A 26,107-nucleotide genomic window follows, 5' to 3' on the forward strand; every position below is an offset into this window, starting at 1 on the left:
CCCTTTCAGGTCTGACCATTTCATGCGCACCGCCGCATGAGCGGTATGTCGAGCGTTATAACCCGCCCTATATTACGATTACGGTTTCCACCCAACCAAAACGAATCCACCATGCGCTCAACCGTCCGTCCGCTTCGCCGCACCCTGCTCCGCCTGCTGCCGATCGCCACGCTTGCCGCGGCCGGTATCGCGTTCAGCGCGCCCGCTTCCGCCGCCGACGAACTGGTCGTGTCGGCCGCCGCCAGCCTGACGAATGCGTTCAAGGCCGTCGGCGACGCGTACGAGAAGCAGCACCCGGACACCAAGGTGCTGTTCAACTTCGGCGCGTCGGACGTGCTGATGCAGCAGATCGCGAAGGGTGCGCCGGCCGACGTGTTCGCATCGGCCGACCAGAAGGCGATGGATCGCGCGGTTGACGAAAAGGTGATCGTGCCCGGCACGCGCCGCGATTTCGCGGCGAACTCGCTCGTGCTGATCGTGCCGGCGGACAGCCATACGGCCGCACCGACGTCGCTGAACGACCTGACGGCGCCCGGCGTGAAGCGCATTGCGTACGGCGACCCGGCTTCGGTGCCGGTCGGCCGCTACACCGAAGGCGCGCTGCGCGCGGCCGGCGTGTGGGATGCGGTCAGCGCGAAAGGCGTGCTGGCCGCCAACGTACGCCAGAGCCTCGACTACGTCGCGCGCGGCGAAGTCGACGCGGGCTTCGTGTTCGGCACCGATGCCGCGATCATGCCGGGCCGCGTGAAGATCGCGCTGACGGTGCCGACCAAGACGACCATCACCTACCCGATCGCCGTGGTCAAGGACAGCCGCCACGCCGCGCAGGCGCAGTCGTTCATCGACTTCGTCGCGTCGCCGCAGGGCCAGGCCGTGCTGTCGACGTTCGGCTTCAAGCCCGCGGGCAAGTGAGCGTCACGCGATGCAAGACGCCTGGGTACCGCTGCTGTTGTCGCTGAAGGTCGCCGGCTGGGCGACCGCGCTCGACATCGTGCTCGGCGTCGCGGCCGCGTTCATGCTCGCGCGCTGGCGCTCGCCGCTGCGCGATCTCGTCGATTCCATCCTGACGCTGCCGCTCGTGCTGCCGCCGACGGTGCTCGGCTATTACCTGCTCGTGCTGCTCGGCCGGCGTGGCGTGTTCGGCGCGTGGCTCGACAAGCTCGGCATCGAGCTCGTGTTCACGTGGCAGGGCGCGGTGATCGCGTCGATGGTCGTCGCGTTTCCGTTGATTCTGAAATCGGCGCGGGCAGCGTTCGAAGGCGTCGATCCGCATCTCGAGCGCGCGGCGCGCACGCTCGGGCTCGGTGAAGTTGCGGTGTTCTTCCGCGTGACGCTGCCGCTCGCCACGCGCGGGATCCTCGCGGGCGCGCTGCTCGCCTTTGCACGCGCGCTCGGCGAGTTCGGCGCGACGCTGATGATCGCCGGCAATCTGCCCGGCCGCACGCAGACGCTGTCGGTCGCGATCTACGCGGCCGTGCAGGCCGGCGACGACAACACCGCCAACTTCCTCGTGCTGGTGACGTCGATCACCTGCGTGCTCGTGCTGCTCGCGACCGGCTGGCTCGTGCCGTCGCGTGCCCGGCGGAGCCAGCTGACATGAAGCGCCCGACTTGTCCGTATCGTGCCGCCCGTGCGGCAGCCTGGTTGCCGCGACGGAGGCCCGCATGAGCCTCGTCGTCGACATCCGCAAGACCTACGCAAACGCCGAGCGCCACTTCACGCTCGACATGTCGTTCGCGGCGACGACGCAGCGCGTCGTGCTGTTCGGGCCGTCCGGCGCGGGCAAGAGCATGACGCTGCAGGCGATTGCCGGCCTGATGTCGCCCGACGAAGGCTCGATCACGCTGAACGGCGAAACGCTGTTCGACGCCGCGCGCCGCATCGACGTACCGACCCGCGAACGCCGTGTCGCCTACCTGTTCCAGGACTACGCGCTGTTTCCGCATCTGAACGTGCGCCAGAACATCGCGTTCGGGCTCACGCCGGGGCTGCGCAACCCGCGCGCGAAGACGGTCCCGCCCGAAGTCGCGTACTGGCTGCGCGCATTCGACCTCGAAGCGCTCGCCGGGCAGTATCCGTCGCAACTGTCCGGCGGGCAGAAGCAGCGCGTCGCACTCGCACGTGCGCTGGTCGCGCAACCGCGGATCCTGCTGCTGGACGAACCGTTCGCGGCGCTCGACGGCGCGATGCGCCAGCGCATGCGTCATGAACTCGCCGAGTTGCAGGCGCGGCTCGACATCCCGATGGTGCTGATCTCGCACGATCCCGACGACGTCGCCGCATTCGGCGACCAGGTCGTGCAGTTGAGCGAAGGACGCGTGCAGGCGACCCCGCCGCACGCCGAGTGGCCGACGCGCGTCGCATGAGCGCGCGAGGCCGTGGTCGTGGCAGTCCCGTGGACGCCTGAGAGAAGCCGCTTGTCGCGGCATACGCTGAAAACGGAAACGAAGCCGGTGCCGCGCAGAGCCCGTGCGATACCGGCTTCGCTCCGTCCCCCCACGCTCGCGGAAACGCATCCGCGCCGCCCGGCCGGCTTCGTCAGCCCGTCACCGCCAGAATCACGCTCGACGCCTTGAACAGCGCGGTCGCCCGCCGGCCGGCGTCGAGTTGCAGCGCATCGACGCTTTCGTTGGTCACGACGGCCGTCAGCGTCCCGCCGCCATCCAGCGCCAGCGTCACCTCGCTGTTCACCGCGCCCGCCGTCACGGCGTCCACGCTGCCGCGCAGCCGGTTACGCGCGGATACCTTCAGGTCGGCACCGTCATCGCCGACCGCAAGCACGACCCACGACGCCTTCACCAGCGCACAGGCGTCCGCCCCTTCCCGCAGGCCGAGCGCATCGGCGCTTTCGTGCGTGAGCACCGCGACGACCGCTTGCCCGCCCGGCAGCGCGAGCGTCACCTCGTCGTTGACGGTACCGCGCACGATCGACGCGACCTTGCCGAACAACTGGTTGCGCGCGCTGGTCTTCATCCCGATCCGGCCGATCAGCGCCCAGTCGACGTCGAAGCCGGCAACGGCCGCGCTCGCGGCCTCGATGAAGCGGCGATGCTCGCGCTCGATCGTGCGGAATGCGGCAATCAGCGACGTCGCGCGCGGCGTCAGCGTCGTGCCGCCGCCGCCCTTGCCGCCCGTCGAACGCGCGACGAGCGGTTCGCCGGCGAGGTTGTTCATCGTGTCGACGGCGTCCCATGCGGCCTTGTAGCTGAGGCCGACGGCCTTCGCCGCACGCGTGATCGAGCCGGTGTCGCCGATCGCCGCGAGCAGCGCGATGCGCATCGCGCCGCCGAGTGTCCGCTCGCCGGCGCGCAACCACAGCTCGCCGCCCAGTTCGAGCGGTTCGGAGGACGAAGAAGAATGCGGTGTGTCGGTCATCGGCATGCGTGCGGGAAACGGGCGGCCATTATAGTCAGCGCGCCGGTCAGCCCGGCTTGCCGTCGAGCTTCGGCGGGCGCAGGCTGGCCAGCAGCGTCTCGGCGTCGCGTGCCGCGCGCTGTTCGAGCGCGGCGCCGTAACCGCGTACGAAACCGAGCTGGTACGGCGGGGCCGCCAGTTGCTCGAGATGTTGCAGCGCGACCATCGTGTCGTTCGCTTCACCGAGCACGCCCTGCACGCGCGTGAGCGTCTTGACCGTCTCGTTGCGCGTGCGGCGCGACGCCAGCGACGCGAAGAATTCGAGTGCGTAACGCAGCCGCTTCGCGTCGATACGCACCTGATGGCGCGCGGCCGTATCGAGCGACGTGAGCGACGGCGATGCGTAGAGATCGCCGAACAGCCTTCGCACGCGCTTGGTTGCGTGACGCCGCAGCGACGGCGCGTCGTCGCCTTCGGCCGCCGGCAGCGCGAGCGTGCCCAGCCATTCGAGCCAGCCGAGCGTCAGCCGCGCATAGCGTGCCGAATGCAGTGCCTGCCGCAGCTCGACGCGCGCGGCCATCGACTGCGCGCGGGCAGCGTCGAGCGTGCCGTCCCAGTCGCCGTCACCGCCGTCGGCCGCGATCAGCGCGGGCAGGCTCTCGGTCGAGAACACGTCCCAGTCGCGCACCGTGCCGAGCAGCGCGGCGAGCCAGCGCAGGTCGACGCCGAGCGTGTCCTGCCATGCGCGGTCGGTGAAGAGCGGGAAGAAGCGCATCAGCGTGCGCAGGCGGCGCAGCGCGACGCGCATCTGGTGCACGAATTCGGGATCGTCGCGATCGAGTACGCCGCCCTCGTTGCCGAGCCATTGCGCGGTGATGTCGCCGGACAGCGCGAACAGCGCGGCGCGCTGCGTGCGGATACCGGTCAGGTCGACGAGCTGCGCCTTCACCAGCCCGGCGGCCAGCGGCCCGCCCGCACAGACGCGATCGATCACGCTCGTCAGTTGCACGAAGGCGGGCCACGCGCCGCTCAGTTCGCGCGCCGAGGCGAACAGCGCATGCAGCGCCGCCGTGCGTGCGGGAACGGTTTCCCAGTCGGGTGCGGCAAGACGCAGCTCGACGAAGCGGCGCGGCGGCTCGCCGCCGCCGTGCACCGTGATGTCGTCGAGCGTCATTTCGACCACGACGCCGCTGTCGTCGGCCCATCGCCCGCGCCGCCGTTCGCTGACGACGCGCGATGCCGACACGTCGGGCGGCGCATCGGCGGTGTCGGGTGCGAAGCCGTCGACTTCGGCAGTCGGCGCACCGGCATCGGTCGCGGCCCCCGCTACAGGTAGCGGCAGCGGCATCGCGACGACGATGCCCGCATGCTCCGCATCGAACAGCTCGCGCTCCGTCACACCGGGCGCGAATGCCTTCGTACGCGACGCGACGACCCGCCTGCCATGCGCATTCGATTCGACCCAGGTCCACCAGCTTGCGCCGGGGCTCGGCTCGGCTTCCTCGATCTGGCACGGCTCGATCGTCACGCGCTCATGGCCGCGCCGCATCCGCACCTGCGGGCAGATCCGCCACGCGCGCACGAGTTCGGCGCCGAAATCGCGCTGCGCGCCGCGAGCGCGACTTGCAGCCTTGACCGGCCACCCTTCCAGCGACAGCGACAACACGATTTCCAGCACACGCGACATGGAAGCTCCTGCACATGAAGGATCGCCGGCGCATCGACCGCGCCGGCGTCGCCCGTGAAGCAGCTTCCATAGTACACGTCGCAAAAACGCGTCGGCGACGATCCGGCCCCGTCGCCCTGTCGCAGGTCAAACGGCGTATTGCGCGAGGCCGTTGCCGAACGACCAGTCCTCCTTCAGCACCTCGACGAGACTGATGAATACGTCCTGCTGCCGCACACCCGGCTGCTGCTCGAGGTTCTCGGCGATCGCCCGGTACAGCGCCCGCTTCTGCTCGAGCGTCCGCGTGTTGTTCGCGGTGATCTGGATCATCACGAGATCGTCGCTGCGTTCGATATCGAGGTAATGGCGGCCGTACACGAAGTTTTCGGCCGCATGCTCGGTGACGACCATGAAGATGTCGTCCTCGGGCACGTTGAACGTGTGCATCAGCGCGCGGTGCACACCGTCGACGAGGGCCGCGCGGTAGGCGGCCGGTTTGCCTTCTCGCACTGCGATACGGGTGAATGGCATGGTCCTGCTCCTGTCGGTGGGTAACGTGGAAGAACGGAAACGCAGCGTCAGGTTAGGCCCGCCGATCTATAATGAACAGTCATTGATTAATATTTCATTCATTTTCATTTGAAATGAAAGTACTCGATCTCGATGCCGTTCGCGCGTTCGTGCTGGTCGCCGATCTCGCCAGCTTCACGCGCGCCGCCGACGCGCTCGGCACCACGCAATCGGCCGTCAGCCTGAAGCTGAAGCGGCTGGAGGCCCATCTCGGCAAGCCGCTGCTTGCGCGTACGCCGCGCGTCGTCAAGCTGGCCGCCGACGGCGAGAATTTCCTGCCGGCCGCCCGCGCGCTGCTCGATGCGCACGAGCACGCGCTCGGGGCGATCTCGGCCGGCACGGTCCGCCTGTCGCTCGGCGTCAGCGAGCACGTGGCGGTGCCCGACCTGCCGGCCGTGCTGACGAGCCTGCACCGGCAGGATCCCGGGCTGTCGCTGGAAATGCATCTCGGGACGTCGACGAACCTGCTCGCGCAATACGACGAGCGCCGGCTCGACGCCGTGATCGTGCGGCACGAGCCGGGCGAGGATCCGCCACGCGACGACGCCACGCTGCTGTTCACCGAGCCGCTGGCGTGGCTCGCCGCACCCGACTGGGCACCGCGCGCGGGCGAGCCGCTGCCGCTCGCGGTACTGGCCGGCCCGTGCGGCGTACGGGCCGCCGCACTGCGCGCACTCGACCGCGCAGCGCAGCCGTGGCGCGAGCGCTTCATCGGCGGCGGGGTCGCGGCGGTCACGGCCGCCGCCGCCGCGGGGCTCGCGGTCTGCCCGCTCGCGCGGCGCGTCGCACCGCGCACCCTGGTCGACGTCGGCGCGAAATTCGGGCTGCCGCCGCTGCCGCAATCGCAGGTCGTGCTGTATTCGCGCGTACGCGACGCCCGGGCCGCCGCCGCGCTGCGCAGGTTTGCCGACAGCCTTGCAATCTCGGCGTAAACTAACGGGTTTCGCCGCCAGCAATCTCCAGAAGAATTCCGATGAAACCCGAAGCCCGCCAGCACCTCCGCGCCAACCTGCTGATGCTCGCCGCCGCCGCGATCTGGGGCTCGGCTTTCGTCGCGCAACGCCTGAGCCTCGACGTGATCGGGCCGTTCCTGTTCACCGGGCTGCGCTTCCTGCTCGGCGCGCTCGTGCTGGTGCCGCTGCTGAGCTTCAACACCGCGTCGCGCGCGCAGCTCGCGGCGATCCGCCGCGAACCGGCGCTGCTGCTGCCGGGCCTCGCGCTCGGCGGGCTGCTCGCGGTGTCGATCTCGCTGCAGCAGTTCGGCCTGCAGTTCACGCGGGTCGCAAACGCCGGCTTCATCAGCTCGCTGTACGTCGTGATCGTGCCGCTGATGGGCGTGTTCGCCCGCCACCGGATCGGCGCGGGCACGTGGTTCGGCGCATTGCTGGCCGCGATCGGCCTGTATTTCCTCAGCATCGACGAGCACTTCTCGGTGCTCTACGGCGACTGGTTCCAGCTCGCGGGCGCCGTCATCATCGCCGCGCACGTGATGGCCGTCGGCCATCTCGCGAAGCGCCACGATCCGCTCGTGCTCGCGTTCCTGCAGTTCCTCGTGTGCGGCGTGGCGTGTCTCGCGGTCGGCCTCGCCGTCGAACCGGTCAGCGTCGCGATGCTGCGCGGCGCGCTGCCGACGCTGCTGTACGGCGGACTGCTGTCGGTCGGCGTCGGCTATACGCTGCAGGTCGTCGCGCAACGCGACGCAGCGCCCGCGCACGCGGCCGTGATCTTCAGCATGGAAGGCGTGTTCGCGGCGATCGCCGGCTGGGCCGCGCTCGGCGAAACGCTGACGCTGCGCGCGCTCGTCGGCTGCGCGCTGATGCTCGCCGGCCTGCTCGCCTGCCAGCTGCTGCCGAACGGCGACGCACGGAAAAAGGACGAGGACGCGCTGCCGGCGTGACACGCACCGTCCCTATAATGGCGGTTCGCGTGACTTCCACGCCCACCGCTTCCGACAGGCCAGCTCCGTGACGTCCACTTCCGTCGATCCCGCCGCCGACCTGCTGCGCGAACGCGCAGCGCACTACGCTGCCCAGGCGGCACTGTTCCTGCGCGACCAGGCACTTTCCACCGCATCGCACGACTTGCGCAGCCCGCTGAACGCGATGCACAGCTGGGCGTACGTGCTCGAGCGCCAGCTCGCCAACGCCGACCCCAACCTGCAGCGCGCGCTCGCGGGCATCCGTACCGGGATCGACCAGCAGGTCGCGCTGATCGACGACGCGCTCGACGCGCCGCGCGCGGAAACGCGCACGCTCGCCCTCAAGCCGCAGCCGTTCGCACTGCGCGCGCTGCTCGACGACACGATCGCGCTCGTGCGCGTGACGCTCGCCGACGCACGGCAGGTCGTGCTCGACGCGACGCTGCCGGACGGCGAGCCGTCGTTGACCGTCGACCGCGAACGCGTCGCGCAGGCGCTGTGGACGATGCTGACGACGGCCGTCGAAGCCAGCGCTGCCGGTAGCCGCGTCACGTTCGCGTGCGCACGCGACGGCGCGCAGCTTACCGCGCGCGCCACCTGCACCGTGAACGCCGACGCGCTCGCCGATCCCGCACAGCCGCACGCATTCGAATCGTTCGCCCGGCGCGAGATGTTGCGCGAGCGCGACGCAAAGCGTACCGCGTGGGCGCTCGCGCTGTGTCAGCGCGTCGCACTCGCACACGGCGGCACGTTCGCGCACGACGCGTTCAGCGACGGTGCGGCCGCCACCATCACGTTCGCCATTCCCTGCGAGGCGCCGGTGTAAGCAATCGGCCGCCCGATACATTACAAAATCCTTTCTGGCTCTATACTGATGGGCCTGTCATAACCGGAGTGTTTCTTTGTTACAGATCTTCGCGCTCATCGGCGCGTTGTTCCTGGTGGCCCTCAACGGGTTCTTCGTTGCAGCCGAATTCGGCCTCGTCAAGCTGCGCGCGACGCGCGTCAAGACCCTTGCCCGCAAGCACGGCCTGCGCGGGCGCATCCTCGGCGTCGTGCACGGCCGGCTCGACGCGTATCTATCCGCGTGCCAGCTCGGCATCACGCTCGCGTCGCTCGGCCTCGGCTGGGTCGGCGAACCGGCGTTCGCGCAGCTGATCGGCCCGCTGCTCGACCTGATCGGCGTACAGTCCGAACGCGTCGTGCACCTGATCTCGCTCGTGTTCGCGTTCTCGCTGATCTCGTTCCTGCACATCGTGGTCGGCGAACTGGCACCGAAATCGATGGCGATCCGCCAGTCGGAGAAGGTCGGCCTGTGGGTCGCGCTGCCGCTGTATGCGTTCTACTGGGCGATGTATCCGGCGATCTGGGTGCTCAACAACAGCGCCAACGCGGTGCTGCGGCTCGCGGGGCTGTCGGCCGACCACGGCGGCGATGCGCACTACTCGACCGACGAACTGAAGCTGATCCTGCGCAGCCGCCGCAGCACGGCCGGCAATGCGGCACAGCCGGCGCGCGGCACGTACAGCAACGACGAGTGGAACACGCTCGCGCACTCGCTCGATTTCTCGTCGATGACCGTGTCGGACCTGATGCGGCCGGCCCATGAAATGATCGGCCTGCGGCGCGACCTGCCGCTGCCCGACAACATGGAGATCGTCGCGCGCCACCGTTTCAGCCGCTATCCGCTGTTCGAGGATGCGTCGCGCGAACAGGTGAGCGGGCTGATCCACCTGAAGGACCTGCTGCTTGCGCGTCATGCGGGCGCGGCGCTCGAGGACCTGTCCGACTACGTCCGTCCGGTGCAGTACGTGAAGCCCGACACGCCCGCGCTCGACCTGTTCCGCCGCTTCCGCAAGGGTGCGCCGCACTTCGCGCTGGTCGGCAACAAGGGCGAGAAGCCGATCGGCTTCCTGACGCTCGACAACCTGCTCGGCGCGCTGGTCGGCCAGATCCACGACGAGTTCCGCCAGGGCGATGCCGACTGGAGCCGCCTCGACGACGGCACGCTGATGGGCAAGGGCAGCCTGCCCGTCGTGTCGCTCGAGCAGGCGCTCGGCATCGACATCGACGAAGGCCGCGCGGAATCGGTCGGCGGCCTCGTGATCCAGGCACTCAGCGACCTGCCGACCGAAGGCCAGCGCGTGTCGTTCGACCGCTTCGACGTCGTCGTGAAGAAGATGAACGGGCCGCGCATCGTGCTCGTGCGCGTGTATCCGAAGACCGCGAAAGAGGCCGACGAATGACGGCCGCCCGCTACCGCGCGCGATGAACGCGACGCTGCCGCGCTGCTGCGTGATCACGCCGGAACCGGCATCCGCGTCGGCAGCCGATTGCGCGGCATTCCTCGACCGGCTGTCGGCCGTGCTCGCGCGCGGCGAGACGCTCGTGCAACTGCGCGTGAAATCGCTCGACGCAGCCGCGTTCGCGTCGCTCGCCGCCGCGGCGCTCGCGCGCTGCGACGCGGCCGGCGCACACCTGATGCTGAACGGCCCGATCGATACAGCCGGCGTGATGCGGCTCGACGGTGCCGGCTGGCATCTCGACGGCACCGCGTTGCGCGCCGCCGCGCAGCGGCCGCTGCCGGCCGGCCGATGGGTATCCGCCGCGTGTCATGCACCTGACGACCTGCTGCTGGCCGCACGCGCCGGCGTGGATTTCGTCACGCTGTCGCCCGTCCTGCCGACGCTCAGCCACCCCGGTGCGCCGACGCTCGGCTGGACGCAATTCGACGCGCTGGCCGCGCAGGCCACGATGCCCGTGTTCGCGCTCGGCGGCATGACGCGCGCGCACCTCGACGATGCGCGCCGCCATGGCGCGCACGGCATCGCGGGCATCCGCGGGTTCTGGTAATCCGGGGCACGCCGGCAACGCAGCCGGGCGCGCCGCGCCCGGCCTTCCGGCCGTCACACTTTCATCCGCTCACGCGTTCAGGTTCGGACGCATCCCGCGCCACGAGCCGTCGTCGATGCGACGCGCGTCGTGCGTCAGCGCATAGCGGTTGACGTCGCCCGTCAGCCACGCGACGAGCGAATACGGCGGCAATTCCCTTTCATCGACCCGGTCGCGTGCGCGTGCCGGCGTCTCGAACACGACCCGCCCTCTCGGCGCATCGAACGGCACCGCATCGGGCGACAGGTTCAGCGCGATCGTCAGCGTTTCGTCGTCGGCGAGCCGCCAGGACGCGAACAGCGCGTCGGCATCGCCGTCGCCGTCCGCCTTCAGCGCGCGGGCCTCCTGCGGCCGGCAATCGGACAGCCGCGGCGCGATCAGCTTCGCGCGCACCGCCAGCGCGGACTGCACGAAATGCGCACGATCGGCGTCGCGCGCGGTTTCGTCGAAGATCAGCGGGATCTGCGGCGTGAGCAGCGACAACGCCAGCGCGGCCAGGCCAGCCGCCTGCCCGTGTTCGCCCTGGCCGCTGTCGCGCCAGGCACCGTCGGACAGCACGAGCGACGTCAGCGACAACCCGCTGTCGGCAGCCATGCCGTCCCCGGACGCCGCCGGCTGGAACGCCGCGCCGGCCGCGGTCAGCGCGCGGGCGAGCGTGTGGATCGACTGGTGCGTGGAAATGCCTTCATGAGCCGACGTGTCACGCCCCGTGAGCCGGTGCAGCGCGCGTTCGCCGCACCCGTTCCACTGCGCGTCGAAATGGGTATCGGCGAGATGCACCGGATGCCGCTCGCTGCCGAGCACGAGGTGAATCAGCCGGTCGGCCGGCACGGCCGCGCGCACGCGATCCGCGATCTCGCGCAGCCACGACACGCCGATCCGGTCGGCTTCGCGCAGGCGCAGCCCGTCGCACCGGTATTCGTCGATCCAGTACAGCGCGTTGTCGCAGAAGAAATCGCAGACCTCCGGATGATCGAGCGCCAGCGGCGCGGCCTGCAGCGGGTCGTCACGCGTATGGAAGAACGGCGCCGCGTAGTGACGCAGCGCATCGGTGCCGCTGCCGAAGCGCGCGTAGTCGAGCTCCAGCAATACCGCGAGACCATGGCCGTGCGCGTCGTCGATCAGCGCCTTCAGCGCGTCGGGGCCGCCTTCGGCCGCCAGCGGCGCGAACGGCAGGCTGTCGTGCGGCGACGCGAGCAGTTCCAGCGCGGTCACGCCGAGGCGCGCGAGCTGCGGCAGGCGGCGGCGTACGCCGTCGAAACCGCCCACCGCGTGCGGGCGAATCGCGTAGAGCGCGATGTCTTCCCACGCGCGCCCGTGCCAGAACGTATTGCGCCATTTGAACGCACGTGGATCGACGACCTCGCTCGGGCCGTTGAGCCCTTCGGGTTGCGAGCGCGACGCGGGATCGGGAATCGACACGGCATCGTCGAGGCGATAGCGGTAACGCGTCCCCGCGCCGCAGTCGGCGAACACTTCGAACCAGTGCGGGCCGGCAGCCGCCATCGGGACGAGCGTCGGATCGGAACCGGAATCGAGTTCGAGTTGAACCTGTGTACTGCCCGGCGCCCACACGCGGAAATGCGTGCGCGGTGTCGTGCAGAGCGCGCCACAGGGCTGCGCGCCAAACGGCAAACAATGAATGTAGTGCTGCGCGTACGGATCGTGCGGACAATCGGACATCATGCGCTCCTCGTGCGTACCGAGCGGCATGGCCGCACCCGTGGCGCGGCGCATCGGGGCCCGGCATGCGACGGCCAGGCGGGGGGAGAGAAACGAGTATGCGCCGGATTCGCCATCGCGATACATCCTGATACGGCATTTTTAAATGCGAACCGACCCCTGGAAAACGGGCACGCCGGCAGGGTCGCCCGAGTCGGGTAGTCGGCATACCGGAATGACTGCACGCCTTGTTGCGCGGGCCGTGCGCCCCTACGCTCTGCGTGATGCTCGCGGACGCGTCGTCCGCCCTCCGATCCAAGGAAACTGCCATGTCGCTTCCCGCCAGCGCCGCGAAATTCGATCCGTCACGCGCACGCGAATACGCCGAGCAATCGCGCATCGCGCTCGCCGGCTACGATGCGTGCCACGAACTCACCGCGTGCATGCTCGCGTCGGCGATCGGCGCTGCCGATGCCCGGATCCTCGTCGCGGGCGCAGGCGGCACGGGACAGGAAATCTGCGTCGCGGCCGCGCTCGAACCAGGCTGGCAGTTCACGGCCGTCGACCCGTCCGCGCCGATGCTCGCGCTCGCGCGATCGAACGTCGAAGCCGCCGGCTTCGGCGCGCGGACGGCGTTCGTCGAGAACGGCGTCGATGCGTTGCCCGATGCACCCGCGTTCGACGGCGCGACGCTGATCGGCGTGCTGCATCACGTACCGGGCGACGCGGCAAAGGCCGCGCTGCTGCACGCGATCGCGCGGCGCCTGAAGCCCGGCGCGCCGCTCGTGCTCGCCGGCAACCATCGCCGCTACGCGGACCACCCTCGCCTGCTCGACGCGTGGCAGCAACGCTGGCGCATGAAGGGCGCCACGCCCGACGCCGTGCGCGCGCAACTCGCGAAGATCCTGCAGGGCGCCGATCCGCCCGCGTCCGAGGAAGCCGTGTTCGCGCTGCTGCGCGACGCGGGCTTCGACGCGCCTCTGCGCTTTTTCGCGAGCCTGTTCTGGGGCGCGTGGATCGCGGTACGACGGGCGTAACGGTTCGAAGCGGCCCGGAACGGCGCGCGACGCGATTCGCGTACGCGCCACATGCGCTGGGTATGATGTCGCTTCCGCCCTCTTTCCGGCCTCGACATGCTCACCGTCCATCACCTGAACAACTCGCGCTCGCAGCGCGTGCTCTGGCTGCTCGAAGAACTGGATGTGCCGTACGAGATCGTGCGCTACGAACGCGATCCGAAAACGATGCTCGCACCGCCCGAATTGCGTGCGATCCATCCGCTCGGCAAGTCGCCCGTCGTTACCGACGACGGCCACACGTTCGCCGAGTCGGGCGCGATCATCGAATACCTGGTCGAACGCTACGGCAACGGGCGCCTCGCGCCGCCTCCCGGCACGCCCGAGCGGCACGACTACACGTACTGGCTTCACTATGCGGAAGGGTCGGCGATGCCGCCGCTGCTGCTCAAGCTCGTCGCGCTGCGGATCGCGCACGCGCCGATGCCGTTCTTCGCGCGGCCGATCGCGCGCAAGATCGCGGACACGCTGCAGTCGGGTTTCGTCGATCCGCAGATCGCGCTGCATCTCGGCCATGTCGACGGTGCGCTGGCACGCACCGGCTGGTTCGTCGGCGACAGTTTCAGCGCGGCCGACATCCAGATGAGCTTTCCGCTCGAAGCCGCGACCGCGCGCGGCGGCGGCAGCCGCTATCCCGCGATCGCGCGCTTCCTCGACACGATCCACGCGCGGCCCGCATACCGGCGGGCGCTGGAACGCGGCGGCCCGTACGACCTGCTCAAGTAACCGGCGTCAGCTCAGCAGCCCCGCCGCGACGTTGATCGACAGCCCGAGCACGGCCATGTTGAAGTAGAACGACAGGATCGACTGCGCGAGCACCGAGCGCCGCGCGGAGCGGCTGGTCAGCGACACGTCGGCCGTCTGCGACGCGACCGCGAGCGTGAACGAGAAATACAGGAAATCCCAGTAATCGGGCTCGGGGTTCCGGTCCGGGAAACGAAGCGCACGGTCGCTGCTCGGCGAGCCGTAGTAGAGCCGCGCATAGTGCAGCGTGAAGATCGTCGGGATCAGGAACCACGCGCCGAACAGCGTCGCGCCCGTGATCGCGTAGTGGCTGAGCCCCGCGCTGAAGCCCACGCTCTTGGCGGTCGCGAGTTCGATCGCGATCGCCGCCACGCTCGCGACGGTCGCGAAACACACGACGGTCAGCACGGTCGTCGCGTTTTCGTCCTCGCGGATCGCGACTTCACGCACCTTGTGATGATGCGCGGTGACCATGCGCACCCACATCAGCACCAGATACAGCCAGATCGCGCAATCCCAGCCGATCAGCGCCCGGACGGCCGGACGCAGCGGAAACGGCAGCAACACCGCGCACAGCACGCCGGCGACGAACGCCGCGACCATGCGCGGCCGGTTGCGTAATACCTGCGGATAAAACGTCATCGTGTGATTCCGAAAGCGGACGGAAAGGGTTCGGCCGGCACGCGGAACGGTCCGCAGCGCCGCCCGACGGGTAACGTGCCCCGATTATCGCCATTCCATCGTGACGTGGCGATGGGCACGAGCGCCTAAGATAGGGGGATGACTGCCACCGCCCCCCTCTGCCACCACCCGGCGAACACGGCCGGCCGCGACTTCGTCGTCGGCGACCTGCACGGCTGCGTGGACGTGCTGCGCGCGCTGCTGCGCGACATCCGCTTCGATCCGGCCCGCGACCGGCTGTTCTCGGTCGGCGATCTCGTCGATCGCGGCCCGGCCTCCGAAACCACGCTCGACCTGCTCGATCGCCCGTGGTGCCACGTCGTACGCGGCAACCACGAGGAAGTGCTGAGCCTCGTCGCGCGCGGCAAGCTGTCGCCCGACGCCTGGCGCGGGATCGGCGGCGACTGGGGCGCCGACCTGCCGCCGGAACGGCTGCACGCCCATGCGGTGCGCGTCGACGCGCTGCCGCTCGTGCGCGTGATCGGCGACGGACCGGCGCGCTTCAACGTGCTGCACGCGGAATTCTTCGGCTCGGACGCCGACCTCGACACCGGCAACTATCCGCACGACGTGCGCGAGCGGCTGATCTGGGGCCGCGATCTCGTCCAGGGGCTCGCCGACCCGGCGCGGCAGGCCGGGCTGTCGCTGACCTGCACCGGGCACACGCCGGTGCGTGCGCCGCAGCGGATCGGCGCGCAATGGTTCATCGATACGGGGGCGTTCGCGCCGTCCGGGCGGCTCACGCTCGCCGAGCCGCGCACCGGCAGCACGTGGTCGATGACGCAGGCCGAAGCGCGCGAACGCCACGCGGGCGACTGGCCGCTGCCCTGATGCACCGATGCACCGACGAGCGCGTGGACGCTAACCGACCTGGTTCAGTTCGAACACCGCATCGATGCCCGTACCGTTCCAGTTGTATTCCAGATAGGCCGCGTGCTGGCAGTCGCGCAGCAGCGTCGTGCGGAACGCGGCGAGACATTCGCCGCGTGGGTCGCGCACCGACGGATAGGCGATTCCCGCACCGCCCGCGTTGCGCACCGCCCGGCCGAGTGCCTGGCCCGCGCTGTAGTCGAGCGGATGCAGCAGAGCGGGATCGCGCTGCGGCCACGTACGCACGTCGGCCACGTCGCCCTGCGCGAACACGGTGTAGAGCCGCATCTGCTGGCGCATCGGCGGCTCGTTCGTCGCAGCCAGGAACAGCCCGCTGTGATAGCGCGTTTCGGCGATCGCCGTGTCGCGCGAGCGCGCGCAATAGAACACCCCGTAGCTGCCGTCGGAAAAGCGGCTGCCCAGCGGATTCAGGTGCGTGAACGCGGCCATGATCGGCCCCCAGCCCTGCCCGTAGCGACGCTCGGCGGGCGGCACGAGATCGAGCGTGCCGACTTCGTTGCGGATGCGGTCGTTGGTCAGCGATTCGAGCGCGTACAGCGCATCAAAATCGTCCGCCGACGCGACGCGGTCGAACAGGTTGATCGCTGGAAAACGGGTGGGGATCACGCGGTAGGCCGGAGCCCAGTCGACGGAGGTCGTGGGCCATTGTTGTGTCTCGATCGATGTCGTCACGCCCAGCCACCCCGCATCGCGTCGAGATATTGCCGGACGGCGACCAGATCGCCGACGTTGCCGGCGAGCATCCGGTCGAGTGCACGCCGGCCGCCGAACGGCGCCGCGTCGTTGGGCCGCTTGACCCATGCGTCGGCCGCGGCCGGCTGCGGCAGCAGGATCTGCAGCGCCTTGTAGATGCCGAGCAGCAGCGATAGCCGCTCGAGCGTATCGCGCGGCAGGCGCGCCGATTCCGGCACGGCCTTCCACTTGAAGAACGTCGAACGGCCGGGCGACCCGAGCAGCACGATCTGCTCGTCGATCGTCAGCGCCCAGTCGCGCGCGATGTTGAAAAACGCACGCAGGCCGGCCGCCGACATCTGCGCGACCGAAGCCTGCGGCGAGGCGGAATGCGATTCGTAGGCAGGGTATGACATGACGGTTAGTCTCGAAACGAATTTACTAACAAGATTAGTCCATTTCGGTATTTTTGCAAGGGTCGCCCCCCCGTTGAGCGGCCTACGTGCCCGGCGAAACGATATTTTTTGTCCATTCTGGACTCTGATTTTATTTTCTGCGTTAATGGCCGTGCGGACACCGCGTCGGGACGCGGCGCGGGTCCGTGGAACCGTGTCGCGCAGAAACCGGATGCCCCACGCCAAGGAACGCACCATGAAGAGACTGATTGCCGCTGTTTCGATCGCCCTGCTCGCGGTATCCGCAGGCCCAGCCGTCGCGAAGGACTGGACCACGCTTCGCTTCGGCACCGATGCCAGCTACGCGCCGTTCGAATCGAAGGCGCCCGACGGCAAGCTCGTCGGTTTCGACATCGACCTCGGCAACGAGATCTGCGCGCGCCTGAAGGCGAAGTGCGTGTGGCTCGAGAACGATTTCGACGGGATGATCCCGGCGCTGAAGGCGAAGAAGTTCGACGCAGTGCTGTCGTCGATGTCGATCACGCCGCAGCGTGCGCAGCAGATCGGCTTCACGACGAAGATCTACAACCAGCCGACGCGGCTCGTCGTGAAGAAGGGTTCGCCGCTGCTGCCGACGGCCGAATCGCTGAAGGGCAAATCGATCGGCGTCGAGCAGGGCACGACGCAGGAAACGTATGCGAAGGCGTACTGGGGCAAGCAAGGCGCGAACGTCGTGTCGTACCAGAACCAGGACGGCGTGTATGCGGACCTGACGTCGGGCCGCCTCGACGCAGCGCTGCAGGATGAAGTGCAGGCCGCGATCGGCTTCCTGAAATCACCGCGCGGCGCGAACTACACGTTCGTCGGGCCCGAGCTCGTCGACGAGAAGGTGCTCGGCATCGGCGCCGGCATCGGGCTGCGCAAGGAGGACACCGACCTGAAGGCGAAGATCGATCGCGCGATCGTCGACATGGTCAAGGACGGCACCTACAAGCGGCTCGCGTCGAAGTACTTCGACTTCGACATCTACGGCAGCTGAAAAACGGCGTCGCGCGCGTACGGGCACTGCTCCCGTCGCGCGCGTCCGACCGCCCCTCCCCTTCAACCGGATGGCAACGGCATCGCGCGGTTCGCCGTCGCCTCGAATGCTTGCCTGCTTGCCTCTTGCGTCGCACGCAGCGCGACATGTCGATCATCGTTCGGATTGCATATCAATCGTTCAACGGAACGACGGACGACGCGAACGGATGTCGTGCTGCTCGAGTCAATAGGCGAAGATCGGGCGTCGCGGTACCGGCGCCCGTGTGCACATGCCCATGCGGATCGGGTTGGCGTGCAGGAAAGTGCCGACCCGGCGCGGATGACCGGCAACCAGCCGGATCCGCCTCGCACCGGGCGCGGAGAGATGGCCTGTCGAGGCATGGCGGCCGGCTGCCAGTGTGACGCTCGACCGGCGATGTCCCGAATCACTGCGATCGCGGCCTGCCTGCCGCGGCGTGTGGCGATCGATCATTTTTCTACCCCGTAGTCAGTCTGATGCTTGTTCCGGCAACCGGACGACACCGGTGCCCCGACGATCAGGCGACGACGTTCCGTGCTCGCCGTCACGCGGCCGCTGCGCCGCGCTCCGCCGCCGCATCCCCGCGGACTGCGTCCTGACCGGACCTGGCTGCATTCGCTGCCGGACCGGAGCCGGACCTCGCGTCGTCGACTCTCGCATGCCACTCTTCGCAAGGAGCGGGCCAGCTTCGTGCGAGCCCGTCCCGACAAGGGGTTGACCGGGCCTGCTGTCGCGCAAAACGGGGGTGGAATGCCGGAAGTTGCGAAACTGAAACATGCGGCGCGCGATACGCGCCGGCCGCGTGACGGCAGCGCCTTGCGGGATAAGGCTGAACAATGGAGCACGGCATTTTTACCGACGGGATGCTGGCCGGTTGACCCGGTTCATCGCGGAAATTCGGCCGGTTGCCGATGCGAAATGTTTCATGCGCTTTACATGCCGGCCTGCACGGGGCCGGCCGCTTGCGCGGCTATACTGCGACACCGCTGCACGCGCCGCCACCCCGCCCGAACGACCGCCCACGATGATCCGCACCCTCTATGCCGCCGAGCGCGCCAGGCTGATCCGCTTCGGCGTGTCGGGTCTCGGCTCGACCGTGCTGCATGCGCTGATCGCCGCCGCGATGTTCGCACTGTTCGACGCGACACCCGTGGTCGCGAATGCAACCGCGTTCGTCTGCTCGACCGCGTTCTCGTATCTCGCCAACACACTGTGGAGTTTTTCGTCGCCGGTGACGTGGGGCAACTTCGTGCGCTTTCTCTCGGTCGCGGCGGCCGGCCTCGTCGCGACGATGCTGCTTGCGCACGGCACCGAGGCGCTCGGGCTCGCACGCGCGTGGAGCATCGTCGCGGTCGTGCTGTGCGTGCCGCCCGTCACGTTCGTGCTGCACCGGCTCTGGACCTATCGCTGAGCCGGTTCCGCTCAGCCGACCCGCTGATGCCCCGCGTCGCCGGACGGCGCACCGTCGTGCCCGCCGCTGTCCCCGTTGCCGCCGTTGTTGTCGTGATCGTTCAGCCCGTGCTCGATCATCATCCGGTAGAGCGTCACGCGCGAAATGCCGAGCTCGGCGGCGGCCTTGTTGATCCGGTGATCGTTGCGCAGCAGCGCGTTCTCGATCGCGGTGCGTTCGGCCAGCGCCCTCGCCTGTTCGAGCGTCACGGGTTCGGTTTCACCGGGCGTGTCGAGCCCGAGATCGTGCGGCGTCAGCAGCCGGCTCTCCGCCATCACGATTGCACGCCGCACGCGGTTGATCAGCTCGCGCACGTTGCCGGGCCACTCGTAGCGCCGCATCGCGTCGAGCGCGGCCGACGTGAAGCCGCTGATCTTGCGGCCGCTGTCGGCCTTGAATTTCTGCAGCACATAGTGCGCAAGGATGTCGATGTCCTTGCCGCGCGCGCGCAGCGGCGGCTCGTGGATGCGCAGCACGCACAGGCGGTGATAGAGGTCGGCGCGGAAGCGCGCGGCCTCGACCGCGCCGTCGAGATCGACGTGCGTGGCCGAGATGATCCGAACGTCGACCGCGATCGACTCCTGGCCGCCGAGCCGCTCGATCTTCCCTTCCTGCAGGAAGCGCAGCAGGCTCGCCTGGCTTTCGACCGGCATGTCGCCGATTTCGTCGAGAAACAGCGTGCCGCCGTTCGCCGATTCGATCCGGCCCGCGCGCCGCTGGTTCGCGCCGGTGAACGCGCCGCGCTCATAACCGAACAGTTCCGACTGCAGCAGGTGATGCGGAATCGCGCCGCAATTGATCGCGACGAACGGCCCCTTGCCACGGCCGGAGCGCTCGTGAATCGCGAGCGCGGTCAGTTCCTTGCCGGTGCCCGACTCGCCCGAGATGAACACGCTCGCGTCCGTCTTCGCGACCTTGCGGATCGTGCTGAACAGCTGCTGCATCGCCTCGCAGTTGCCGATCATCCCGTGTTCGCCGATCGACGCCGCATAGGCGGCGCCGTCGACGCGATCGAGCGCGGCCATCCCGCGCGCATGGCCGAGCACGTGCGAAATCCATTCGTACGGCAGCGGCAGCGTCACGTAATCGAAACAATAGCTGCGGATCAGTTCACGCACGGCGGGACCGATCGTGATGCCGGCCTGCGCGATGGAAATCCAGCCGATCGCCGGCTGGCTCAGGCACGCCTTCAGCGCGGGATAATCGCGCGACGTGAACCCGGTGAAGTCGACCAGCCCGGCGGCAACGTTCACGCCGGAGGTCATGTTCTGCGCGGCGCCGGCCGTCTTCGCGACCGCGATCTCCCAGCCGAGCCCGCGCAGTTGCGCCAGCAACGGCTCGTCGGGCGTGCGCATGATCACGAACAGCTTGCGTCCGGCTTCGGGCGCGGTGACGGAGACATCCGTCAACTCGGGCGCTGCCTGCCCGTTTGCGTCGGGTGACCTTGCAACCATCGTTGTTCCCCGCTTGGCGTTGGTATCGTGCGCCGGCTCGCCGCCGCGTACGACGGACCACGATCGAACCGACATATTGGCCGTATTTCCGTCCGAATAAAATCCCCCTGCGCATGAATCGCGCGTGAGGTGGACGTTGTCATCAACGGTATAGCGATGGGTGAGGCCGGCGGCTAGATGGGTGTTATCCGGGTGGCGGGGGCAACGCGACGCCGGAACGGGCCGGCGCCCGCCGCGCACAGCCGCGCCGGTGCTGGCGCGCGGCGTTTGCGTGCGATGCGGGACACGCGGGATCGGCTTGCCGGGGCGCATGCGTCCAGCCGTCCGGCCAGGCAGGCGAGCGCCCGCTTGACCGCTTCCGGTTGACCTCGGTCAATCGTCAGAAGAAGACGGCTGATGCGGGAACGCAACAGGCGCCGCCCGACGCCGCGCATGACAGCGCGGCGCGGCGTATCAGCGGCCCGATGCGAGCGGCGCCGGGGCGCTCGCGCGGCCGCGCCCGGCCGGCGTGCCGCCGTGCTCGCCGTACGTGGCGGCCAGCGCATCGACCCGCGCGAGATGATGGTGATTGTCGTGATCCCACGGGTGGAAGCCCGGCCGGAAAAAGCTCAGCCATTCGCCGGCGATGCGCGGGAACAGCCCGCGGCGCGGCCCGTACAGGAACGCGATCATCCGCAGCATGCCGCGCACGTGATGGCCGGCGCCGCGATCGCGCCACAGCAGCGTCGCGTGCATCAGGAACACGGTCGGCCAGAACGTCAGCGTCGTCAGCAGATACACGCCGATGCGGATCAGGTAGCGGCGCAGCCCCGGCTTCATCGCGGCATTCCACACGTCGAACGACACGGCCTTGTGCTCGGTTTCCTCGAGTGCGTGCCAGATCCACATCTGCCGGTAGCCTTCGACCGAACCGTCGAGGCGCGTCGGGTCGCGCAGCAGCCAGTCGGCGAGCATCGCCGTGTAGTGCTCCGCTGCAACCGTATGCGCGAGCTGCACCGATTGCGGCAGCTTGCGCTTCATGAAGCCGAGCACCGCCCACACGCGCCGGTCGAGCTTGCGCGCGGGCAGGCGGTTCGCCTGCATCAGCTCGTTGTATTCGATGTGCTCGCGCGTATGCATCGCCTCCTGGCCGATGAAGCCGAGCACCTGCTGCTTCAGCACGGCATCGTCGATCCGGTCGCGGTAGTTGCGCACCGAATCCATGAAGAATCGCTCGCCGGCCGGAAACAGCAGCGACAGCGCGTTGAAGAAATGGGTCACGTGCGACCCGAGGCCATGCCAGTCCTTCGCGCGTTCGACCGGCAGGTCAAAGCGCAGGTCGCGGCGCACCGGCATGATCCCGGCTGCGGTAGCGAAAGCGGCTGACTTCATGTTCATGGTTCTCCTGGTTCCGGAGCGGCCCGGCGCATCGTTCGACGCAGCCGGCGCAGGCCCGGGCGGCACATCGCGCACCGCCAAAATCTTGACATCGACAGATGTAAAGATAGGCCGACCGCGCCGGCGCGCGCAAGCCGCGCGGTAGATGCGCGCTTCCAAACAGGGCACGGTCGAAACGGCAGAAAAAGCGGCGTTCGAACGACGCCTGGACGCGACCCGATTCGAACGCACGGGCTCACCGAAAGCGGTTTCGAGACGCCCGGCGCCGCGCGCCGCTGCCGGCCGGAAAACCCCGTGCGGCGGGCGTCTCGCGGCATCCGGCGCTGACCGCCCGACAGCCGGCGGATCGCATCGGCAGCACCGATTCATACGCATGGCGCACCGGAACGGTGCAACCTCGATCGCGCGGCCCGCGAAAAATTCAAACGCGCGTTCCAATTGCGTTTCGGGCGATCGCGGGCACGGCGGCCTGCCGCGCGCGCCGCCCCCCGTTCGACGATGCGCAGGCCACCTGCGACGACCCGATGCCCGCTCGCCTACAATAGCGGTTTTACGCAACCCTCTTTCAGGAGAAGTCATGTCTGTCATCACGACCGAATCGGGCCTCAAATACGAAGACCTGACCGAAGGCACCGGCACGGAAGCGCAAGCCGGCAAGACCGTCAGCGTCCACTACACGGGCTGGCTGACCGACGGTCAGAAATTCGATTCGAGCAAGGACCGCAACGACCCGTTCGCGTTCGTGCTCGGCGGCGGCATGGTCATCAAGGGCTGGGACGAAGGCGTCCAGGGCATGAAGGTCGGCGGCGTGCGTCGCCTGACGATTCCGCCGCAACTCGGCTACGGCCCGCGCGGCGCAGGCGGCGTGATTCCGCCGAACGCGACGCTCGTGTTCGAAGTCGAACTGCTCGACGTCTGACGACACACCCGGCCGTTTCCGTCCGATGGAACGCCTCGCCTCCCCCGCCATCGCGCTGCGCCGCTACGACACGAGCGAAGCGTCGGACGTGCACGACTTCCACCAGGTCGTGCTCGGCGTCGATGGCGCGATGGTGATGGCGGTGGACGGGATCGGCCAGCGCATCGACCGGCACGCGGCCTGGCTGATTCCGGCCGGCGCGCGCCACGACTACGCGGGCCTCGGCGACAATCGCCAGCTCGTGATCGACCTGCCCGCCGCGTCGCTCGCGGTGCCGCAGCGGCTGTTCGACCGCGCGCGCGCCGTGTCGATCGACCCGGCGCTCACGTCGCTCGTCGCGCAGGTCGCGGCGGCCGCCGCGCAGCACGATGCGCCGGCCGGCGACGCCCGGCAGGCTGCCGCGCACCGTTTCCAGTGGCAAGCCGCCGCGCGGCTGTGCGACGCACTGCTCGACGACGCCGGCATCGCAGCCCCCGCGTCGGGCCTCGATTTCACGCGCATCGACCGCTGGCTGCGCGCGCGGCTCGCGGAGCCGCTTCGCATCGCCGATCTGGCCGCGCACTGCGGCTACGGCATGCGCCGGTTTCATCAACTGTTCGTCGACGCATTCGGCGAAACTCCACATCGCTACCTGCAGCGGCTGCGGCTCGACGCAGCGGTCGTGCTGCTCGCCGACGGCCGGCATCCGCTCGTCGACGTCGCAGGCATGGTCGGCTTCGCGGACCAGAGCACGTTCACGCATGCATTCACGAAGCGCTTCGGCGTGGCGCCCGGACGCTGGCGCGGCGAACGCCATTGAACACACCCGGCGCGCCGGGCACGCACCGGCGCACATAGCGGATCCGCATCCGCGCCGGCATGCGTATCGACGCTTCACGTCGCGCTGAAACATCGCCTGCCCGTCGCGTCCTACGATGGGTGCATGGATACGACAACCCCCACCCCCGCCCTCCCGTCCTCGCTCGCACGCGTCGTCGCAACCGTCAGCATCGGTTTCGTCGTCACGCAGCTCGACGTGACGATCGTCAACATCGCGCTCGCGCATCTCGCCGCCGACCTGCATCTGCCGGTCGCCGGCCTGCAGTGGGTCGTCGATGCCTACACGCTCGCGTTCGCGGTGCTGATGCTGTCGGGCGGCGCGCTCGGCGACCGCTTCGGCGCGCGCCGCCTGTACATCGCGGGCCTCGTGCTGTTCGCGCTCGCGTCGCTGGCGTGCGGCGCGGCCGTCTCGCCCGCGATGCTGATCGCGGCCCGCGCGCTGCAAGGCGTCGGCGCCGCGGCCATGCTGCCCAATTCGCTCGCGCTGCTCAACGAAGCGTGCCGGCACGACCCGCGCCTGCGCGCCCGCGCGGTCGGCTGGTGGACGGCCGCCGGATCGATTTCGATCGCGGCCGGCCCGGTCGTCGGCGGCCTGCTGATCGCCGCGTGGGGCTGGCGCGGCATTTTCCTCGTCAACCTGCCGCTGTGTGCAGCGGGGCTCGCGGCCGCGTTTGCATGGGTGCCTGCGCGCCGCGAAGAAGCGGCGCCCGCCCGTTCGATCCGCGCGCTCGACCTGCGCGGCCAGTTCATCGCGATTGCGATGCTGACTGCACTGACGGGCGCAGTGATCGAATGGCAACCGCTCGGCTTCGCGCATCCGGTCGTGGCCGGTGGCTTCGCGTTCGCGGCCCTGGCCGCACTCGCGTTCATCGCGGTCGAATCGCGTACGGCCACGCCGATGCTGCCGCTGTCGCTGTTCCGCCATCGCACGTTCAGTGCAGCCGTGCTGTTCGGCATCTGCGTGAACCTCACGTACTACGGCACCGTGTTCGTGCTCGCGCTCTACCTGCAGCGCGCACGCGGCGAATCGGCATTGCAGGCGGGCCTTGCGTTCCTGCCGCTCACGGGCGGCTTCCTGCTGGCGAATCTCGCGAGCGGCCGCGTCGTCGCGCGACACGGCTCGCGCGTGCCGATGCTGGCAGGCGCGCTCGTCGCCGCGCTCGGCTACGGGTCGCTGCATTTCGTCGACGCATCGACGCCGCTCGTCATGCTGCTCGTGCCGTTCCTGCTGATTCCGACGGGCATGGGATTCGCGGTGCCGGCGATGACGACGGCCATCCTCGCTTCGGTCGCGCCCGAACGGGCCGGCATCGCGTCGGCCGTGCTGAATACCGCCCGGCAGGCCGGCGGCGCGATGGGTGTCGCGGCATTCGGCGCACTCGCCGGCGGCGGCGGCGCGTGGCAGGTCGTCAACGGGCTACGGATCGAGACGGCCGTGTCGGTCGCGCTGCTGGTCGCGGCCGCGCTGCTCGCGACACGCGTGCGGCCCGATGCGCATCGCGGCGCGGCGAGCGCGCATCAGGCGATGCCGGCGGCCGATTGAGCGCATGCGGTCACGCGTCGCCGGGGTCGGGCTGGATCAGGTGACGCCACGGAAAAACGTTGCGCTTGAAGTGGCTCACGTACCCGCCGCTGCTGGCCTGGATCACCATGAACTGCAGCCGCGGATGCAGCGCCTGCAGCGCGTCGAGCGCATCGAGATCGAGACAGGTGTTTCGCAGCGACAGCGTATGAAGCCGCTGGCCGGCCGGGCTCTTCAGCAAGCGCGCGTACGCGTCGAACGACGTCACGCTGCCGGCACCGCGCTCGTGCTTCCACGCCAAATGCAATTCCGTCGATTCGGAGAAATCGAGGCCGCCGAGGGACGGCAGGTTGTCGCTGCCGGCAAGACGATCGATGAACTGCTGGGTATCGCTGCCGCCACCGATGCGCAGCTGGTTCAGGTGCGGTAACGGCACGTCGAAGAAGCGGGCATCGGGCGCATTCGGCACCGTCAGCTCGGCGAGGAACGGTGCCTTCGCGACGAAGCGCGCAATCTCGCCGCCCTCCTGCATGATCAGGTCGCGGCGCACGATCATCGACATGTTGTGATCGGCCGGCTCGGTGGGCCGCACATACAGCGAACGCAGCATCGGGAAGTACGCATCCGAATCGAGCAGCGGCCCGAAATCCCATTCGCGCGTGCCGTTCGCGCCCTCGTCGGGGCCGCTGAATGCGAGATCGGTCACGACGCTCGCCACTTCCCGCTCCGCCAGGCATGCCAGCGTCCAGTCGAGCGGCTCGCCCCACGCTTCGCCGAAGTACCGGACATGCAGCCCGGCACGCATCGGCGCGACGTCGACATGGTTGAAATCGGTCAGCCACAGCGGCTCCGCCGGATCCGAATGGTCGCGCCCGTCCTCGGCGCCTTCACTTTCGCAATGATCGTGGATACGACGCTGCAGGTCGAGCAGCCGCCGATAACCGGCGGAATCCAGCGGGTGGGTCATGGCGAGGCGGCTCCGTTT

The 26,107-nt window shown here is 69.0% G+C and carries 26 protein-coding genes; 16 read left to right on the forward strand and 10 right to left on the reverse strand.

Going from position 1 to position 26,107, the window contains the following annotated elements:
• Positions 1-111: 111 nt before the first annotated feature.
• The 3 genes from modA to AC5LXK_RS27345 all read left to right on the forward strand — a co-directional run bounded on the left by modA (position 112) and on the right by AC5LXK_RS27345 (position 2,366).
• Positions 112-912 (forward strand): molybdate ABC transporter substrate-binding protein, encoded by an 801-nt coding sequence (gene modA / locus AC5LXK_RS27335; RefSeq protein ID WP_493391776.1) that lies wholly within the window; start codon positions 112-114, stop codon positions 910-912.
• Between the two features lie 10 nt (positions 913-922).
• Positions 923-1,600, forward strand: coding sequence for a molybdate ABC transporter permease subunit (gene modB / locus AC5LXK_RS27340; RefSeq protein ID WP_493391777.1), 678 nt, complete (start codon positions 923-925; stop codon positions 1,598-1,600).
• Positions 1,601-1,664: 64 nt separating this feature from the next.
• Positions 1,665-2,366 carry a sulfate/molybdate ABC transporter ATP-binding protein gene (locus AC5LXK_RS27345; protein ID WP_493391778.1) on the forward strand — a complete coding sequence of 234 codons (702 nt, stop codon included), beginning with the start codon at positions 1,665-1,667 and terminating at the stop codon, positions 2,364-2,366.
• A gap of 172 nt (positions 2,367-2,538) precedes the next feature.
• Here the strand turns inward: AC5LXK_RS27345 and AC5LXK_RS27350 are convergent, their stop codons facing one another.
• The 3 genes from AC5LXK_RS27350 to AC5LXK_RS27360 form a co-directional block, all read right to left on the reverse strand.
• Entirely contained in the window at positions 2,539-3,375 is an 837-nt protein-coding gene (locus AC5LXK_RS27350; protein WP_493391779.1) for a TOBE domain-containing protein, read from the reverse strand.
• Between the two features lie 46 nt (positions 3,376-3,421).
• On the reverse strand, positions 3,422-5,041 hold the full coding sequence (locus tag AC5LXK_RS27355) for a CHAD domain-containing protein (RefSeq protein ID WP_493391780.1): 1,620 nt from the start codon (positions 5,039-5,041) through the stop codon (positions 3,422-3,424).
• A gap of 126 nt (positions 5,042-5,167) precedes the next feature.
• A complete protein-coding gene (locus tag AC5LXK_RS27360) occupies positions 5,168-5,551 on the reverse strand; it encodes a tautomerase family protein (protein WP_493391781.1) in 384 nt (127 codons plus the stop codon).
• Between the two features lie 113 nt (positions 5,552-5,664).
• Here AC5LXK_RS27360 and AC5LXK_RS27365 point away from each other — a divergent pair, with 113 nt between their 5' ends.
• The 5 genes from AC5LXK_RS27365 (at position 5,665) to AC5LXK_RS27385 (ending at position 10,361) form a co-directional block, all read left to right on the forward strand.
• Positions 5,665-6,522, forward strand: coding sequence for a LysR family transcriptional regulator (locus AC5LXK_RS27365; RefSeq protein ID WP_493391782.1), 858 nt, complete (start codon positions 5,665-5,667; stop codon positions 6,520-6,522).
• A gap of 41 nt (positions 6,523-6,563) precedes the next feature.
• Positions 6,564-7,487: a DMT family transporter gene (locus AC5LXK_RS27370; protein ID WP_493391783.1), complete on the forward strand. Its 924-nt coding sequence runs from the start codon at positions 6,564-6,566 to the stop codon at positions 7,485-7,487.
• A 67-nt stretch (positions 7,488-7,554) separates the two neighbouring features.
• The gene (locus AC5LXK_RS27375) at positions 7,555-8,334 is read left to right on the forward strand and encodes a sensor histidine kinase (protein ID WP_493391784.1); all 780 of its coding nucleotides are present in this window, start codon (positions 7,555-7,557) and stop codon (positions 8,332-8,334) included.
• 76 nt (positions 8,335-8,410) lie between these two features.
• A complete protein-coding gene (locus AC5LXK_RS27380; protein WP_493391785.1) occupies positions 8,411-9,754 on the forward strand; it encodes a hemolysin family protein in 1,344 nt (447 codons plus the stop codon).
• Between the two features lie 22 nt (positions 9,755-9,776).
• Positions 9,777-10,361, forward strand: coding sequence for a thiamine phosphate synthase (locus AC5LXK_RS27385; RefSeq protein ID WP_493391786.1), 585 nt, complete (start codon positions 9,777-9,779; stop codon positions 10,359-10,361).
• A gap of 69 nt (positions 10,362-10,430) precedes the next feature.
• On the opposite strand, the gene AC5LXK_RS27390 is transcribed toward AC5LXK_RS27385, so the two are convergent.
• The gene (locus tag AC5LXK_RS27390) at positions 10,431-12,083 is read right to left on the reverse strand and encodes a DUF3459 domain-containing protein (RefSeq protein WP_493394068.1); all 1,653 of its coding nucleotides are present in this window, start codon (positions 12,081-12,083) and stop codon (positions 10,431-10,433) included.
• Positions 12,084-12,391: 308 nt separating this feature from the next.
• On the opposite strand from AC5LXK_RS27390, the gene AC5LXK_RS27395 reads away from it, so the two are divergent.
• Positions 12,392-13,099, forward strand: a complete 708-nt coding sequence (locus AC5LXK_RS27395; protein ID WP_493391787.1) for a class I SAM-dependent methyltransferase — start codon at positions 12,392-12,394, stop codon at positions 13,097-13,099.
• A 96-nt stretch (positions 13,100-13,195) separates the two neighbouring features.
• The gene (locus AC5LXK_RS27400) at positions 13,196-13,864 is read left to right on the forward strand and encodes a glutathione S-transferase (protein WP_493391788.1); all 669 of its coding nucleotides are present in this window, start codon (positions 13,196-13,198) and stop codon (positions 13,862-13,864) included.
• A 6-nt stretch (positions 13,865-13,870) separates the two neighbouring features.
• Here the strand turns inward: AC5LXK_RS27400 and AC5LXK_RS27405 are convergent, their stop codons facing one another.
• Positions 13,871-14,524 carry a DUF1345 domain-containing protein gene (locus AC5LXK_RS27405; protein WP_493391789.1) on the reverse strand — a complete coding sequence of 218 codons (654 nt, stop codon included), beginning with the start codon at positions 14,522-14,524 and terminating at the stop codon, positions 13,871-13,873.
• Between the two features lie 138 nt (positions 14,525-14,662).
• Here AC5LXK_RS27405 and AC5LXK_RS27410 point away from each other — a divergent pair, with 138 nt between their 5' ends.
• Positions 14,663-15,394 carry a metallophosphoesterase gene (locus tag AC5LXK_RS27410; protein WP_493391790.1) on the forward strand — a complete coding sequence of 244 codons (732 nt, stop codon included), beginning with the start codon at positions 14,663-14,665 and terminating at the stop codon, positions 15,392-15,394.
• A gap of 30 nt (positions 15,395-15,424) precedes the next feature.
• Here the strand turns inward: AC5LXK_RS27410 and AC5LXK_RS27415 are convergent, their stop codons facing one another.
• A complete protein-coding gene (locus AC5LXK_RS27415; RefSeq protein ID WP_493391791.1) occupies positions 15,425-16,126 on the reverse strand; it encodes an RES family NAD+ phosphorylase in 702 nt (233 codons plus the stop codon).
• Positions 16,123-16,542 carry an MbcA/ParS/Xre antitoxin family protein gene (locus AC5LXK_RS27420; protein ID WP_493391792.1) on the reverse strand — a complete coding sequence of 140 codons (420 nt, stop codon included), beginning with the start codon at positions 16,540-16,542 and terminating at the stop codon, positions 16,123-16,125. The genes AC5LXK_RS27415 and AC5LXK_RS27420 overlap by 4 nt, the downstream gene beginning before the upstream one ends.
• 235 nt (positions 16,543-16,777) lie before the next feature.
• On the opposite strand from AC5LXK_RS27420, the gene AC5LXK_RS27425 reads away from it, so the two are divergent.
• The gene (locus tag AC5LXK_RS27425; RefSeq protein ID WP_493391793.1) at positions 16,778-17,560 is read left to right on the forward strand and encodes an ABC transporter substrate-binding protein; all 783 of its coding nucleotides are present in this window, start codon (positions 16,778-16,780) and stop codon (positions 17,558-17,560) included.
• Between the two features lie 1,045 nt (positions 17,561-18,605).
• Positions 18,606-18,992: a GtrA family protein gene (locus AC5LXK_RS27430; protein WP_493391794.1), complete on the forward strand. Its 387-nt coding sequence runs from the start codon at positions 18,606-18,608 to the stop codon at positions 18,990-18,992.
• Between the two features lie 11 nt (positions 18,993-19,003).
• Here AC5LXK_RS27430 and AC5LXK_RS27435 read toward each other — a convergent pair whose 3' ends face one another.
• Both AC5LXK_RS27435 and AC5LXK_RS27440 read right to left on the reverse strand, forming a co-directional pair.
• Positions 19,004-20,485 (reverse strand): sigma-54 dependent transcriptional regulator, encoded by a 1,482-nt coding sequence (locus AC5LXK_RS27435; protein WP_493394069.1) that lies wholly within the window; start codon positions 20,483-20,485, stop codon positions 19,004-19,006.
• Positions 20,486-20,938: 453 nt separating this feature from the next.
• Complete coding sequence (locus tag AC5LXK_RS27440; RefSeq protein ID WP_493391795.1) at positions 20,939-21,856, reverse strand: metal-dependent hydrolase; 918 nt, start codon at positions 21,854-21,856, stop codon at positions 20,939-20,941.
• A 583-nt stretch (positions 21,857-22,439) separates the two neighbouring features.
• On the opposite strand from AC5LXK_RS27440, the gene AC5LXK_RS27445 reads away from it, so the two are divergent.
• The 3 genes from AC5LXK_RS27445 (at position 22,440) to AC5LXK_RS27455 (ending at position 25,143) form a co-directional block, all read left to right on the forward strand.
• On the forward strand, positions 22,440-22,781 hold the full coding sequence (locus tag AC5LXK_RS27445; protein WP_034185706.1) for an FKBP-type peptidyl-prolyl cis-trans isomerase: 342 nt from the start codon (positions 22,440-22,442) through the stop codon (positions 22,779-22,781).
• 25 nt (positions 22,782-22,806) lie between these two features.
• On the forward strand, positions 22,807-23,580 hold the full coding sequence (locus AC5LXK_RS27450) for a helix-turn-helix transcriptional regulator (protein WP_493391796.1): 774 nt from the start codon (positions 22,807-22,809) through the stop codon (positions 23,578-23,580).
• Between the two features lie 123 nt (positions 23,581-23,703).
• Complete coding sequence (locus AC5LXK_RS27455) at positions 23,704-25,143, forward strand: MFS transporter (protein WP_493391797.1); 1,440 nt, start codon at positions 23,704-23,706, stop codon at positions 25,141-25,143.
• Between the two features lie 10 nt (positions 25,144-25,153).
• On the opposite strand, the gene AC5LXK_RS27460 is transcribed toward AC5LXK_RS27455, so the two are convergent.
• A complete protein-coding gene (locus AC5LXK_RS27460) occupies positions 25,154-26,089 on the reverse strand; it encodes a hypothetical protein (RefSeq protein WP_493391798.1) in 936 nt (311 codons plus the stop codon).
• Positions 26,090-26,107 lie beyond the last annotated feature (18 nt).

It is taken from the genome of Burkholderia pulmonis, from assembly GCF_984667975.1.